This window comes from Levilactobacillus spicheri DSM 15429 (assembly GCF_001435095.1).
Lineage (GTDB): Bacteria > Bacillota > Bacilli > Lactobacillales > Lactobacillaceae > Levilactobacillus > Levilactobacillus spicheri.
Window position 1 is genome coordinate 61426 of the sequence record NZ_AZFC01000001.1, and the last position, 14526, is coordinate 75951.

The 14526-nt window shown below is 58.7% G+C and carries 14 protein-coding genes and 1 riboswitch; of the genes, 3 read left to right on the forward strand and 11 right to left on the reverse strand.

Going from position 1 to position 14526, the window contains the following annotated elements:
- Nucleotides 1–120: 120 nt before the first annotated feature.
- From FD37_RS00245 to lepB, 3 genes are all read right to left on the reverse strand, one after another.
- Nucleotides 121–1452, reverse strand: a complete 1332-nt coding sequence (locus tag FD37_RS00245; RefSeq protein ID WP_045807317.1) for a C1 family peptidase — start codon at nucleotides 1450–1452, stop codon at nucleotides 121–123.
- Nucleotides 1453–1681: 229 nt separating this feature from the next.
- Nucleotides 1682–2137 carry a MarR family winged helix-turn-helix transcriptional regulator gene (locus tag FD37_RS00250; RefSeq protein ID WP_045807318.1) on the reverse strand — a complete coding sequence of 152 codons (456 nt, stop codon included), beginning with the start codon at nucleotides 2135–2137 and terminating at the stop codon, nucleotides 1682–1684.
- Between the two features lie 155 nt (nucleotides 2138–2292).
- Nucleotides 2293–2883 (reverse strand): signal peptidase I, encoded by a 591-nt coding sequence (gene lepB / locus FD37_RS00255; protein WP_056962654.1) that lies wholly within the window; start codon nucleotides 2881–2883, stop codon nucleotides 2293–2295.
- 397 nt (nucleotides 2884–3280) lie between these two features.
- Here lepB and FD37_RS00260 point away from each other — a divergent pair, with 397 nt between their 5' ends.
- The gene (locus FD37_RS00260) at nucleotides 3281–4471 is read left to right on the forward strand and encodes a multidrug effflux MFS transporter (protein ID WP_056962729.1); all 1191 of its coding nucleotides are present in this window, start codon (nucleotides 3281–3283) and stop codon (nucleotides 4469–4471) included.
- A gap of 142 nt (nucleotides 4472–4613) precedes the next feature.
- Here FD37_RS00260 and FD37_RS00265 read toward each other — a convergent pair whose 3' ends face one another.
- From FD37_RS00265 to FD37_RS00275, 3 genes are read right to left on the reverse strand one after another with little or no spacing between them, the layout of a single operon-like run.
- On the reverse strand, nucleotides 4614–5288 hold the full coding sequence (locus FD37_RS00265) for an ABC transporter ATP-binding protein (protein ID WP_056962656.1): 675 nt from the start codon (nucleotides 5286–5288) through the stop codon (nucleotides 4614–4616).
- 4 nt (nucleotides 5289–5292) lie between these two features.
- A complete protein-coding gene (locus FD37_RS00270) occupies nucleotides 5293–6351 on the reverse strand; it encodes an ABC transporter permease (RefSeq protein ID WP_045807323.1) in 1059 nt (352 codons plus the stop codon).
- A 22-nt stretch (nucleotides 6352–6373) separates the two neighbouring features.
- Nucleotides 6374–6880 (reverse strand): TetR/AcrR family transcriptional regulator, encoded by a 507-nt coding sequence (locus tag FD37_RS00275; protein ID WP_045807324.1) that lies wholly within the window; start codon nucleotides 6878–6880, stop codon nucleotides 6374–6376.
- 245 nt (nucleotides 6881–7125) lie between these two features.
- Here FD37_RS00275 and FD37_RS00280 point away from each other — a divergent pair, with 245 nt between their 5' ends.
- On the forward strand, nucleotides 7126–7689 hold the full coding sequence (locus tag FD37_RS00280) for a cadmium resistance transporter (protein WP_045807330.1): 564 nt from the start codon (nucleotides 7126–7128) through the stop codon (nucleotides 7687–7689).
- Nucleotides 7690–7818: 129 nt separating this feature from the next.
- Here the strand turns inward: FD37_RS00280 and rihB are convergent, their stop codons facing one another.
- The gene (gene rihB, locus FD37_RS00285) at nucleotides 7819–8751 is read right to left on the reverse strand and encodes a ribosylpyrimidine nucleosidase (RefSeq protein ID WP_056962658.1); all 933 of its coding nucleotides are present in this window, start codon (nucleotides 8749–8751) and stop codon (nucleotides 7819–7821) included.
- Nucleotides 8752–8864: 113 nt separating this feature from the next.
- On the opposite strand from rihB, the gene yeiL reads away from it, so the two are divergent.
- On the forward strand, nucleotides 8865–9536 hold the full coding sequence (gene yeiL, locus FD37_RS00290; protein WP_056962660.1) for a transcriptional regulator YeiL: 672 nt from the start codon (nucleotides 8865–8867) through the stop codon (nucleotides 9534–9536).
- Between the two features lie 68 nt (nucleotides 9537–9604).
- On the opposite strand, the gene cytX is transcribed toward yeiL, so the two are convergent.
- The 4 genes from cytX to FD37_RS00310 form a co-directional block, all read right to left on the reverse strand.
- Complete coding sequence (cytX, locus tag FD37_RS00295; protein ID WP_056962662.1) at nucleotides 9605–10789, reverse strand: putative hydroxymethylpyrimidine transporter CytX; 1185 nt, start codon at nucleotides 10787–10789, stop codon at nucleotides 9605–9607.
- Between the two features lie 64 nt (nucleotides 10790–10853).
- Nucleotides 10854–10954, reverse strand: a riboswitch (TPP riboswitch).
- A 3-nt stretch (nucleotides 10955–10957) separates the two neighbouring features.
- Nucleotides 10958–11263 (reverse strand): MerR family transcriptional regulator, encoded by a 306-nt coding sequence (locus FD37_RS00300; RefSeq protein WP_056962664.1) that lies wholly within the window; start codon nucleotides 11261–11263, stop codon nucleotides 10958–10960.
- A gap of 284 nt (nucleotides 11264–11547) precedes the next feature.
- Nucleotides 11548–12516, reverse strand: coding sequence for a beta-galactosidase small subunit (locus FD37_RS00305; RefSeq protein WP_056962665.1), 969 nt, complete (start codon nucleotides 12514–12516; stop codon nucleotides 11548–11550).
- A complete protein-coding gene (locus FD37_RS00310; protein WP_056962667.1) occupies nucleotides 12497–14392 on the reverse strand; it encodes a glycoside hydrolase family 2 TIM barrel-domain containing protein in 1896 nt (631 codons plus the stop codon). Before FD37_RS00310 ends, FD37_RS00305 begins: the two co-directional genes overlap by 20 nt.
- Nucleotides 14393–14526: the final 134 nt, after the last annotated feature.

The window sequence follows — 14526 nt, forward strand, 5'->3', positions numbered from 1 at the left end:
CCTCCTCTATATGTAAAAAGTCTGGGACAAAAGTCTCAGACTTTTTTAAGTTCTTCGAATATTTACGTGTGCCAAAAGGAAGTTAACCACCCTTTATCGCACGCTTTTTGAAGCCATCACTTAAGCCAATGAATCCCACGGTGCTAACGGTTGTGGCGTCTGGGCCAACAACGCTTGTTGGTCGGCACTTAGGAAGCTCTTCTTGACCACGACTTCGTAGACGAAATCATTCATCCAGTCGTCGGTCATCACGAAGTAGCCCTTGGCACCGTTCTTTTCGCCCCAGCTGTTCTCGACCTTCCAACGCGTCGGCTTGCCGGCCACTAAGTCAACCCCGGTCAGCGTCATGGCGTGGGAGACTTCCGCCTCGTGGTACGCCAAGCGTTGGCCCTTGGTCAGGCTCAGGTCGATGCCGAACAAGTCAGCAGTCTTGTACAGGTTGCTGTCGAGGAAGCCGCGTTCGCGACTCATCTGTTGCAGCACGTCGTTACCGAACCAGACGGCATCGCCCGCCTGCAGTTGGTCGATGGCCGCCTGCTTCAGGTCCGCCATCGGCAGGTTCAAGAAGGTGATGTGCTTGCCACCCACGATGTTGTCCTGGCTAGGCAGTGCGTAGACCTGGTCATAGGCCTTTTCTGGTGAGTTCGCCAGGACCACGTAATCGTCGAGGTCATCGGCGAAGTACTTGTGGTAGAAGTCGACTGGCGTCAGGCCGGCGTCGCGGTGGTACTGCTTCTGGTCGTCCTTGTATTCCAGGTCAAAGGTGGTTGGCGGTTCGCCGAAGGAGTAGGCCGCCATGCGGTAAACTTCCTGCAGCGCCTGCTTGCGAGCCGTGGCGATTTCGGCGTCACTGGCCCCGTTGGCGACCAGCCCCCGTAAGGTCACGGCGTCCTTGCGTAACTTCAGGTTCAGAGTCGCGCCAAAACCGGTCGTGTCCTCGGTGTTAAAGGATTCTGGCATGGCACTCTTGGGTAAGACCCCGTACTTTTGGACCAGCGCCGCGCCCATGGCCCACTGACCACCGTCGCCGCCGGGATTTCCCAGGTAATAACTGACCAAGCGGCTGTCGGCGGGTTGGTCGGCCGTGGCTAAGATCCGGTCGTAGAAGATGTTGGCCCGTTCGACCTTGTCCCAGAAGAACAGATAGCTTTGAGAAAGTTCAAAGTCCTTCACGTGGTACTTCGCGGCAAATTGATGGCGAATCGTGTTTAAAGTCGAGAATAACCAGCACCGGCCGGAGTGTTTCTGGTTCGAAACGGTGCCCGTATCCAGCTCCACGGAGAAGGTCCGGTTCAAGCGAACCGCCGCTTGAGGATCCTCGGAGGCCGCTAAGACCCCGTTCTTGATGACTGCCCGGCTAATCACTTCATGGGCGGGTTGTTGGACTAAGTCCGCGTGTAAGTCGGCTAAATCATCCGGACTTAACGCAGTGTTGATTTTGGTGTTATCCATACTCGACGTTCCCTCTTTCTCTGGTTAATTATGAGAGTTCTCATAGTAATCTCATAATCTCGAATAAGCCCATTCTAGCCCTTTCTGGCAGCCAACGCAATCTTTCTCGTCAAAAAAGGAAGGTCACCGCCGTTGGCCTTCCCGAAGTGCTGTTTTCAAATGAGTGACCACTCACTTAACGGCTCTTTAAAAGCGGGTTCCCCCCTAGGGCGACCCGCTTCAACAGCTTCTATTCTGTGGCGTTCGGATTCTCGTTGGCCACGGCCCGTAAGGCCAATTGCCGCACCTGGGCGACCAGGGCGTCGTGGTCGGCGGCCGGCGTGTCCACTAACAGGGCATCGGCGACCGCTTGGCGAATCTTGACGATTTCGGGGTAAATGCGTTCGCCCCGCTTGGTTAAGGAGAGTTCGTAGACCCGTTTGTCGGTCTTCGACTGGCGTTTGCGCACGTAGCCCAGGTTGACCAGTTGGTTCACGGCCCGGGTCACGTTACTGGGGTTCAGGTACGTCAGACTGATCAGCTTATCTTGGGTCATCCGCGGTTGCTCGTGCAGCCGCAGAATGTAGTAGTACATACTGGCGTTGAGGCGGTACGGCTGCAGTTGGCGGTCCAGGGCGATCCGGGTGTAGCGGTTCGCGATGGACAACCACTTTAAGATGTCTGAATCCTTTGCTGGCGTGACCATGGGCCATCTCCCTTTCCTTAAAATTACATGCGCAAGCATATACTATTTTTTTTGAAAAATCAACTTTTTTCATCGCTGAACCTGACCTAAATCCGCTTCGTTAAGCGCTGACCACGAAAAAAACGAATCAGTCGTCAGACCGATTCGCTTTCCTTTTAGTACGATAGTGAGTTGACGTTGTGCCGCTTAGTCTTGTTGGACGTCCAGAATGGTACCTTAACGACCCCGAGGACCTTCTTCTGGTCCACGAAGCCCCAGTACCGGCTGTCGTTCGAGACGCTCCGGTGATCCCCTAAGACAAAGTACTTGCCCTTCGGCACGACCGTGACCTTCTTGCCCTTGCCCCAACCGTTCTGTTGAGCCAGGGTAGTCAGCGTCCAGTTCCCCGTTCCCGAGGTCCGTTCCGTCTGACTGATGAAGCTTTGCTTGATCTTCTTATTGTTTACGTAAATGTAGCCGTTCTTGCTGGCAACCTTGTCACCCGGCAGGCCAATGACCCGCTTGACGTAGTTGGTGTGCGTCTTGGCCGACGGGTCTTCCCCGTAAGCGTCGAACACGATGACGCTCAGGTGCTTGACTTTAGCAGGTTTGAACGCTAAAACCCGTTCCGCGTCCATCAGGTTCGGCTCCATGGACGGTCCGTCGACCCGCACGCGGGTGAACACGAACGCCTTGATGGCCAGCGCAATGGCCAACCCAATCAGGACCGGTAAGATCCAACTCATAATTTCTTTTGTCTTTTGCATCGATGGCACTCCTTACACAACCACAATTAACAGGTTTAAGTTAGGCGGGTTCCGGCTGGCGAGTCGGCCCGCGTCTCTCCTAATGAGAGAAATCGTCTCTATAGAACTGCTATTAATCTTACCATTTACGGGCCCAAAACCCTACAAATTCGGTCAAAATTAATTTATTTGTGATAATTTCCGTGGTAACTTCCCGAACCATCCTTGCAAATTCGGCAGAATCCGGCAATAATAGGGAACGTGCTTCATTTTGATGGGCGGGTCGCGTTGCAGAATCAACGCTATTTCCGTCCAAAATTGACCGTGACGTTAACCTGGACCGCCATTCTGCCCCGCAGAGTCGCGGTCCAGTGGTTTACCACGCACTATTAATATAATTATGAAAGGGCTGACCATCTTGAACGCAACACTCTCTCGCCGCCGGCAAATCTGGCTCACCCTCCTACTGGGAACCGTGAGCGCGACCGGACCGCTGGCCATCGATCTCTACCTGCCGGCCCTCCCCCAGATGAAGGCCCAATTCATGACCAGTGCCTCGCTGATGCAGCTCAGCATCACCAGTTGCCTGGTCGGTCTGGCCCTGGGGCAACTCATCGCCGGGCCCCTCTCCGATCAGCACGGCCGCAAGAAGCCGCTGATCATCGGCTTCATCGTCTTTGGGCTGGTCTCCCTCGCCATCGCCTTCGTCCACTCGATTGCCCTGCTGATTGCCCTGCGGTTCCTGCAAGGTATTGCCGGAGCGACCGGACAGGTCCTCGCGCGGGCCGTGGCCCGGGACCTCTTTACCGGCAAAAAACTCACACGCTTTTACGCCATGCTCAACACGGTGAACGGGGTCTTCCCGATCATCGCCCCAATCATCGGGGGCTTCATGATTCGTTACGTGGACTGGCAGGCCGTCTTCATTCTACTGGCCGTCATCGGGCTGGCCATCGCCTTGGCCGTGACCTGGGGCCTGCGCGAATCGCTTCCGGTCGATCAACGCCAGTCCGGCGGCTACTCGGTCGCCTTCGTGGCCATGGGCAAGTTGATCGTTCAACCCGCCTTCTGGCCGCTGATCCTCGCGACCGGGCTGGTCTACGGGGCGCTCTTCAGTTACATATCCGCGTCGACCTTCGTCTTCCAGACCGGCTTCGGCCTGCCGCCGCAGACGTTTAGCCTGCTCTACGCCTTCAACGGTCTGGGCATCGTGGTCGGCAGCAACCTGCCGGGTCGGCTGGCAAAACGCTACACCAACCGCCAACAACTGACCGGCCTGCTGATTGGCGCCATGGCCGTCAGCGCGATTCTACTGGTCTCCTTGCTCTTCCCGGCCAACGTCTGGCTGGTCATCGGCTTGGTCCTGCTCCTGGTCATCCTGATTGGGGCCCTCCTGACCCTGACCGTGACCGTCATCATGGACCGGGCCACGCAAAACGCCGGGGGCGCCTCCGCCGTGATTGGCCTGGCGCAAAACGCCTGCGGGGGTATCGCTTCTCCGCTAGCCGGCATGTCCGGCAGCTCTTACGCGGCCATGGCCAGCATGCTCTTCGTTTGCAGCACCGGCGCGTACGCCCTGGTGCGCTACCAAGGGCATCACATGGATTGAATCCATTATGGCGCTTCAAGCCGGCGGGCCAGTCGCCTCTGTTGTGCTCGCCTAAGCGTTACTGATTACCATATTGATCCAATACAAATGGACGCCTCCCCAGCTTTCGGGAGGCGCCCATTTTTCATTTCATTTATTTTTTCTAGGCCTCTAACCGCAACTGCCCGTCCATCAACTGGTAGGTGTGGTCCGCGAACTCGCGGAGCCGCAGGTCGTGGGTCACGACCACCACGGCCTTGTGGCGTTCCTGCGCCAAGCGTTTCAGGAGCTGGCCCACCACCTTGACCCGTTGGCTATCCAGGGCCGCCGTGGGTTCGTCGGCCAAGATGATGGCCGGATCCTGGTACAGCGCCCGGGCGATGGCCACCCGCTGGCTTTGGCCGCCCGACAGTTCGCTGGGATACTGGTTCACAATCTGGTCGATCCCCAGGTCCTGCAGCAGCGCCGTCAGTTGTTGGGCGTTCAGGTTGCCCTGCGGCTTAACCCGGTCGACCAGGGCGAACTGGTCCTTGACCGTCAGGTACGGCACCAGGTTATGCGCCTGTAGGATAAAGCCAATCTGGTGCAGTCGCAACTTGTCCCGGTCCGCCGCACTCAGCGACGCCAGCGTTTTGCCGTCGACCGTGACGCGGCCGTCCGTGGGGGTCTGGATGCCCCCGGCAATCGTCAGGAACGTACTCTTCCCGGACCCCGATGGCCCCAGGATCAGGCTTAGTTCGCCCGCCTGCGTTTGGAAATTGACGTCCTTGAGCACCTCGACCCGGCTGGTCTGGTGGCCAAAGACCTTGTTCACGTGTGATAACTCTAAAGTTGGCATGTTTTTATCCCCCAATCACGGTCACTGGATCGACCTTCAAAATCAACTTGACGGGAATCAGCGCGCCCAGCACCCCGGTCAACAGGATGCCGCCGGTCACGCCCGCCAGTAGCGGCAGGTTAAAGCTGATCGGCACACCCAGCGGCAAGGCCCGCATGGTCGCCAGCGTCAGCAGCGCCCCCAGCGCCAACCCGCTGACCACCAGCACGACGGCCTGACCCAGCGTCGTCGAGACCAGAAAGCGCGCCGGAATCCCCTGCGCCCGCAAGACCGCGTAGTTAGGCAGTTTTTGCATGGTTAAAATGTAGAGGAAGACCGCGATGACCACCACCGCAATGATCATCAGGAAGCCGATCATGAAGGTAAAGGTCGTGTTCTGCGCGGAGTAGCCCGGCAGGTTGTTCACGAACGTCGCCACGCTGTAGGTCTTCAACGGGCTGACCACCGACTGGTCGGCCTTCTGCGAAACGATGGCGCTGGCCTTCATCGCCGGCGTGACGCCCCGCAGCGTCCGCCAGGTGGTCAGCGTCCCATAGACCACCGGCGCCACGTTGAGCTTGGCATTCTTCGTGAAGCCGACGATGGTGTACTTGCCGGCCGCCGAGTTCAGCGTGACCCGGTCGCCCAGTCGATACCCCTTCTGTTGAAAGGCGGTGTCGACGACGACTTGCCGGTCGGACTGCGGCTTGTGCCCCGCGGTCAGCTTGAGGTCACGGTAGATGAACTGCCGGCGGTTCAGTCCCAAGAACTGGGCGGACAGGTTGGTCTTGCCGGTGGCCTTCGCCACGATGCCGGCCTGACCCAGGTAGGCCTGCGACCGGTTCAGGGTCAGCTTGTCCGCCGTTTGCGTGGTGATCAACGACTGGGACAGACTCACGTTCGAATCCCGGTCGAGTGCGATGCTCTGCGCCTGCCAGGAGTCCACGGCCTGAGTATTTTGCTGGGCCAACCCGTAGGCCAACCCGCTCAGGACGTAGACCAGGTAACTGATCAGTAAAATCATGCCGATAATCAAGCCGTACCGCAGCTTCTCATGGCGAATCTCTTTCAAGGCTAAAAACATGTGGCTCCCCCTCTTCTACGCACTAGGCCAGGGCCTGCAGGGCCGTGTGAAACCGGTCCAGATCGGCGGTGCGCTGTTCCGGATGCAACAGAATCTCTTTAATGGTGGCGTGGCTCAGGACCATCGCCGCCCATACCGGGGCTGGTAACGGCGTTGTCGGCATTGGTTCGGCCGGTAACTGCCCCTCGTTTTGGGTGAAATGGCGCTGAATCAACGCGTAGTACGGGCTGTTGGCGGCCTGATCCACGAACGACGCAACGGCCTGATAGGTCGCCGCGACGTCCAGCGGGGTCCCCGCCATGGGCACGTCCCGGTGAATCGACTGCAACGCCACCTGGTAAAGGTACTGGTAGGCGTCGGTCAGGTCATCAAAATACTTGTAAAAGGCACCGCGGGCGATTGTGGCCTCCTTGACGATGCGCGCCACCTGGGCGTCCGCCAGGGAATGGTGGGAAAATTCGGTCAGGAGTGCCGCGGTGATGCGTTGGCGCTTCTGGTCATCTAAATGTTGAAAGGTCGCAGTTGGCATGCGACCACCTCCTTCAGTCAATTGGTGACATCATGTCACCTTAATGGATGACCCCAGCTTAACAGGGTGGTGACACGATGTCAACTCTTGGATCAAAAGATTTATTTCTTCGCCACACCCCGCCAATGATAAATTCCTGTCATCACCACGACTGCCGTGACCGATTAAACAAAAATTTACCGTTTTTCTCCCATCAGGCTGTGGTACGCTGGTAGCAACGTTACCAACGGGGAGGAGACGGAAACATGTTGACCACTATTATCACGGGGATCGTGGCCTACGCGTCGACCAGTGTCGATTGCCTGATCCTACTGACCCTACTCTTCAGTATTCACGGGCGCGCCGCCCGGGGACCTATCTACCTGGGCGATTGCCTGGGGACAACCCTCCTCTTACTGATCAGCGGCCTGTGTGCCTACCCCCTGCGAAGCCTGCCGCAAGCCACCATCATGGGCATCTTGGGAATCTTCCCCATCTTGATTGGCCTCAAAACGGCCTTCAGCCGCCCCGCCACCACGACCGTCGACCAGCATCCCCGCCGTGGGTTGTCCCTCACGATTGCCTTGCTGATCGTTTCCACCGGAGCCGATAACATCAGCGTTTACATTCCCCTGTTCACCCAGGCCAGCGGGCCCCAGATTGGCGTCATCATCGTGACCCTCTTCGCCATGCTGACGGTCTTCTACCTAGCCGCGCAGGTACTGGCACGGCTCCCATACCGCTACTGGCTCCAGCGCAACGGCCATTACGTGACCGCCGTGCTGTACCTATTCATTGGGTGCTCGCTCTTGGCCAAGGCCTATTTCTAGAATGTTTCATGTGAAACAAAACGGAGAGTGGGCCAAAAGGCGGTTAGCTGGCACACGTTTCGACACCAGATACGCAAAGAACGCAAAAGGGCGCCTGGGACATTTTGTCTCAGACGCCTTTCGTTTGCGTTAGTGATACATCCGAATGCAGTGTTCTACCAAATCGAAGAAGCCGTCATTATCGATGCCCTTGCCGACCTTGGCGTTCGGGGCCTGCTTCAGCACGTTGTGTTCGTCGCAGACGGTGCGCCCATAGCTTGGGCCCCGGTTGATGTCGACCTGAACGAACATGTCCTGCAGGTCAAACAGGCTCGGGTCGATCAGGTACCCAATCGTGGTCGCATCGTGAATCGGACCGGCAGCCAGCCCAAAGGCCTCATACTGGGTCTTGAGCGTGAAGCGCAACATGTCGCCGAACAACTTTCCCGCCCGGTTGCCCACGGCCTCCATCCGCTCGATGATGTCCGGGGTGCAGACCGTTTGGTTCGTCAGGTCTAAGCCCATCATGACCAGCGAAACGCCCGCGGTAAAGACCACTCGAGCCGCCTCGGGATCGGCCAGGATGTTGAATTCGGCGGACGGCGTGAAGTTCCCGGTACCGTACGCGCCTCCCATCAGGACGATTTCCTTGATCTTAGGCAGGATGCGCGGTTCCATTCGCATGGCCACGGCGATGTTGGTCAGCGGACCGGTGGGCACCAACGTAATGTCCCCGTCGCTCGCCAAAAGGGTGTCGATGATGAAGCGTACCGCCGGCGTGGATTCGGCTTGCCGGTGCAGGGGGCCGAACGTGGGCCCGTCTAAGCCCGTCGAGCCGTGAACGTTGCCGGCGACCAATTGTTGGCGCACCAGGGGCTGCGGCATCCCCGCGTAGATGGGCACGTCCATGTCGAGCAACTGCGCCACGTTCAGTCCGTTGCGAACCGTATTTTCCAGCGTCTGATTGCCCGCAACAATGGTGATGCCCAGCAGGTCAATGGCCGGATGAGCGTAGGCCATCAGCATCGCCACGGCATCGTCGTGTCCCGGGTCGCAATCTAAAATAATTTTCCGTTTTGTCATGATAAATTCCTCCTCATTTCGTTCAACCGCCTGCTCAATCTCGTTCTCTAAAACGAGTATACTGGGGCTAACGATTCACCGATATGAGAAATCTCACACTAGGAGGCCTTTGTATGCGTCTGATTCAAAACGACTCGTTGAAGCAGCGGTTCAGCGCCGAATCCCACTTTGAAGAGCAATTTTCTTTTCCCGTGCTGGCCAACACCCGGTTGGTCTTCTTTCCGGCCAACAGCACCCTCATCCACGAAAACGCCGCTTCGCCCGACCTGTTCTACCTGGTGCGCGGCCGGACCAAGCTGTCCCACACGCTCGCCAACGGCAAAACGTTGATCACCGGGTTCTTCACGCCGCCCTGCTTCTTAGGCGAGATGGAGCTGATCGACCCCACCTCCCCGGCCTTTGCGGTGCAGGCCATCGAAGACTGCTGGTGTCTGGCCCTGACCAAGGCCCCCATCGCGACCCAACTCCTCAACGACCCCGTTTTCCTGCGGCACATCTGCATCTACCTCACCCACAAGGACGTTTCCAACCTGACGCAGGCCGCCCGGAATCAGGGATTCACCGCCGCGCAACGACTTGCGGCCTTCATCTTGCTGACGGAGAATCACGGTCAATATCACGAGCAACACACCCAGGTCGCCCAATACCTCGGCATCTCCTACCGGCACCTGCTGTATGTCATCGCCGACTTCCTGCGCCAAGGGTACCTGGTGAAGACCCCGACCGGCTACCGGATTCACGACCGGGCCGCCCTACACCGGCTGGCCCACGACCTCGCCGACTAAAAAAGTTCCCCGTTCGCCCACCCCACAGGTGGCGAAACGGGGAACTTTTGCGTTCAAAATCCAGGCAGCTAGGCAGCTTCAACCAACGGATAGAGCTTGGTCAGCTTGCCCGTCAGGTACACCCCGGCACTCAAGAGGACCAGTAGCAGGAGCGTCGTCCCGCCGATAAAGTCGAGTCGCTGGAGCCACGAATACCCCAGCACCCCGACCAGCCACCAGGCAAAGTTCCAGCCCAGGGCCAGCCGCTGCTTCAGGCCAAACACGCTGACCGCGAGAATGGCGAACAAGGGGGTAAAGACCGCCCCAATCGCGTACAGGAAGTTCTGGTAATAACTCATCGAGACGCCCAGGGCGATGGCCAGCCCCACCAGCGTCACCCCGACGCCCCAGAGGTTGACGTGCCCGCGGTGAAACAGGTTGTTCAGGTTCGTGGCCGCCGAGTACGCGTCCATGAAGGTCGTCGTCACGGTCGAAAAGACGATCACCAACAGGGCCAGGCTGCCGATTTTGGACTCGGCCAGCACCGCCGTGAAGTCGGCATTGCCGGTCAGCACGACCGTCAGGAGCCCAATCGTGAACATCGCGATACTTCCCAGGAAGTACCCGCTGACGCTGACCAGACTGGCGCGCCATGGCTGTTGCGTTTCGCCGCGGGTGTAGTCCCCAATCAGCGGCAACCAGGACAGGGCCATGGTCACGTTCAACTCCACGGCGCTCCCAAAGCTCAGGGAGACCCCGCTGACGGCGTGCACGCTGCCGCTGGCCACGATGGTGCCCATCATCACCAGCATTCCCACGGCCAGCAGCACGACCACGACGTTATTGATGCGGAACAACCAGTCGTGGTTCATCAGCAACCAGATGATGATCAGCACCGCCACGATGCTGGCCATGACCGCCGCCGACTGGAAGTGAAACAGGTGCCGCGAGATGCCGTTCATCGCCAGCTGGGCGTTGACGATCATCACCGCGGTCCAGCCCAGCAGTTGCAATGCGTTCAGGAGAGAGAACAGGCGCACGCCCCACGGACCGAAAACGGTCTGGGTCACGGCAATCGCCGTCTGGTGTTGCCGCGCCGACAGGTAGGCCGCCGGTAATAGGAACAGGCCGCACCCGATTACGTGCCCCAACAGGATGGCCAGCAGCCCGAGCCGCCAACCCAGCGGCGCCAACAGCGTCCCGGTGACGATCTCCGCAATCGAGATGGCCGCCCCCAACCACAACAGAAACTGACTTCGATATCGAATAGCCATAAAGAAATTCCCTTCTAATTATGTATTAAAAAGACGACCCCGTTGCGTGTAACCGCGCGAAAGTCGTCTTAACCGAACACTTTCCTTCGCAAGTTCTAACTTAACAGGTTCAAAGGGATCGGACCTACGTCCATCTCAGCCACAGCGGCACCCCTAGTGTCTTTTCATTTAATTGCCTTCATGATACCGTGAAACCGCGCCAAACTCAACCAGCCGCCGCAAGCCCACCACATCGGTCGCCGTGGGCCGCTGTGTCTGGGGGATTAGGGCTGCGTGAATGTCCGGTAACGACACGCCGCAGAGGCGGCAGGCCTTGACCACCCGCAGGCGCGCCAAGCTGGTGGCCGTCAACGCCCACTCACCATTCGCCTGTTCTGTCGCCTCGGGCACGAGATCGTGGGCACAATAACGCTTCACCGCGGCCGGAGTCATCCCCACTTGGTCGGCCGCCTGTTGACTGGTATATCGTTGCAAGTTCGATTTCCCCTTCCTTCGACGGATAGCCGTCGCTACGTGGTCTGACAAAATAGCGAATCATCGGTTATTTTGTTATTAATCATTAAATCTATCTTTTAATAATTAATCGTCAACATGTCATACTCATAGCATAACTGGAACCCGCACCAGCTGACAACCCCCTTTACCAAAACAATGCGTAATCTTTACAGTACCAGTCACTTTAACGAATTAATTATAATGGAGTTCACAAAAAATCCGAGCCAGCTAACCGCCGACTCGGATTATTAATAATTAATTATTCAGGCCGTGGGACCCGCAATTTCAACGGTGAAGTCGTGGTCCGTTTCGGCCGAGACGTGGTACGCGTCCTCGACGTCGGCGCCCCAGCTGTCGATGCCGCCGACACCCCGAACGGCGCCGAAGAGCGTCAAGACGGTCCGCCGGGCGAGTGGTAACTCCTCGATGTGCGTGGCGTTTTCCAGTTCGGCCGCGGTATACGGCAGGCAGCTGAAGGCAAACGGCTGGTCACCGTGTTGCCGCACCGTCAACTGGAACGGGTCACGGTCCGGATCGGCGTTGTTGAGCGTCGTCTCGCGGGTGATCTTGACCCAGTGGGTCGCCATGTGCATCCCGTTTTCCTGCGGCACCATGTAGGGCGTCACCGGCAGGCCCGTGACCTGGTAAGTCCCCGGACGCCCTCCCGCCATGCGGTCGGGATAGGTCTCGCCCGACAACCCCTGGTAGGTGAACTCGGTGGCGACGGTCGGGGCGATCAGCCGCAACCCAAACGCGGGCAGTTCCGGCAGCCCCGGTTGCCCCGTGTAGTGGGTCGTGACTGCGATGGTCCCGGTGCCGTCCACCGTATACGCCACGGTCACCATGGTCGCGGGAACCGTCGCCGTAGCGTAGGTGTAGGTCACCGTGACCGTTTGGGCCGTTTCGTTGTCCGAGTACCGGTTGTTCTCCGGTGCGATGGGCAACGTGATGGGCTGCCCGTTGACCGCCACGGCCACGGACCGGCAGGGACTGAAGAGGTCCGCGCCCAGCCACATGGCCGAGGTCTCGGAGAAGTGATTGCCCCGGTCGTTGTCGGTCGTTGCCCGCCAGAAGGCCGGTTTCGGCGTGCGGTACAGCCACTCCTTACCGAACTGCTTAAGCGACTCCAGGCCGCCGCGCTCGTAGCTGAAAATGTACTGAAAATGCTCACCGGCCAGGCCTAAGGTCCCGTCGCCGTAAATCACGCGTAACTCAGTCGTCGTACTTGCCATAGTAGTGGCTCACCTCCTGAAGTGCGGGCTTCGGCGTCCGGTCGGCAAAGAGCAGGCCGTCGCCCGAAAACTCATAGTCTGAATGACGGTCGTCAAAGTCCCCGCCATAACGCAAGACGGGCTTACCCGTGACCTCATCGGTGACCCACAGGGCCTGATCGATGTAGTCCCAGATGAAGCCACCTTGATACATCGGAAACTCGTCGAGCAGATCCGTATAGCTGTTCATGCCGCCCAGGGAATTCCCCATGTCGTGCATGTATTCGCAGTTGATAAACGGCTTCTGCGGGTCGTGCTCCAGATAATCGCGGATGGCCATCGGCGGATCGTACATCATGCTCTCCATATCGGAGATGCGGTCCTGGTAGACCCGGTTGCGGCAGACCCCTTCATAGTGGGTCAGCCGGGTATCGTCGTGCTCTTTATAGAACTGGTTCATCGCGGCCAGGTTATCGCCCGCATAGGATTCATTTCCCAGTGACCAAAACAAGATGGCTGGGTGATTCTTAAAGGTCTCATAGTTGCTGCGGGCCCGGTCAAGCACCACCTCACGCCACTGGGGCAGTGAGCCGGGGACGTTGTCGGACGGCTCCACGGCGCCCATCTTCTGCCAGGTACCGTGCGTTTCCAGGTTGTTCTCGGCCATCATGTAGATGCCGTTCTGGTCACACAGGTCGTACCAGGCATCCTGGTCGGGATAGTGGCAGGTCCGCACCGCGTTGATGTGGTGGTCCTTAAAGATCGCGATGTCGGCCTGCATGTCGGCCAACGAAATGACCCGGCCGGACCGGGCGTCCCACTCGTGGCGGTTGACGCCGTTTAGAATCAGGCGTTTTCCGTTGAGCAGCATCACCTTGTCCTTGAGCTCGACGCGCCGGAAGCCGACAGCGACTGGCACCACCTCGACCACGGTCCCCTGAGCGTCCAACAACCGGATGGTCAGGCGATAGAGGTACGGGGTGTGGTGGGCCCAGAGGTGCACCTGCGGCACCGGCAAGTGGCTGAGTCGCAGGTCGCCCTTTGCCCCCACGGTCTGGGTCAGGATCGTCTGCCCCGCGGCATCCGCCAGGGTCACCTGAGCCTGAGCCCCGGTCGTTGCCTGTAAACTCTGCAGCCGCAGCCGCAAATTCAGGTCACCGGTCTGCAGGTCCGGCGTCACGTTGGCGCGAACCGTCAAGTCGGCGAGGTGAATCGCCGGCTGTGCCAGCAAGCGCACGCTGCGGAAGATGCCGGAGAACCGGAAGAAGTCCTGGTCCTCCAGGAAGGCCGCGGTACTGCGTTTGAAGACCTCAACGGCGATCAGGTTCTCCCCGTCCTGCAGGTAGGGCGTCAGGTCGAACTCGGACCGCGTGAAGCTGTCCTCGGCATACCCCACGAAGTGCCCGTTCAGCCAGAGGTACATGGCCTCCTCAACCCCGTCGAACTGGACGGTGACCGTGTGATGGCGCAGACCGGGCGCCAGGGTAAAGGTCCGAACGTAGGCGCCGACCGTGTTATCGGCCCCCTGACTGAACATCCCCGGCATCCCGGTCTGATCCCCCAGGGTGTACGCGGGCCGCCGGTACTGCTTGCCCTCCCAGGGATACAGCGTGTTGGTGTAGTGAAGCTGACCGTAGCCGGCGAGCTCGATGTGGCCCGGCACCTGAATCGTGTCGAACCCGCTGCGATCGAAGTCCGGCCGATAAAAGCCCTGCGGCCGGTCCTGCGGTGTCGCCGCAAAGGCAAACTGCCAGGTCCCGTCCAGGCTCTGTTCTAACTGGTTGTCGCCGCTCTTCGCGTCGGCGTCCGTGGCGTAGTAGTGGTGGTCACTGTGCGCCGGTAGCTGGTTCACGCGAAACGTCTGCGGGTCATCCAACCATTTCAATTCTGCTTGCAAGCCCAAACCCTCCTTAGGTTTCAGTGATAATAAACCGCTTACATATTGGTATATGGTCATTGTACTACAGGTTTCATGGTTTTAGTAAAAGTTACGGCAACTTTTTCTGCTGTTACCGGCAGCCACCCTTGCAA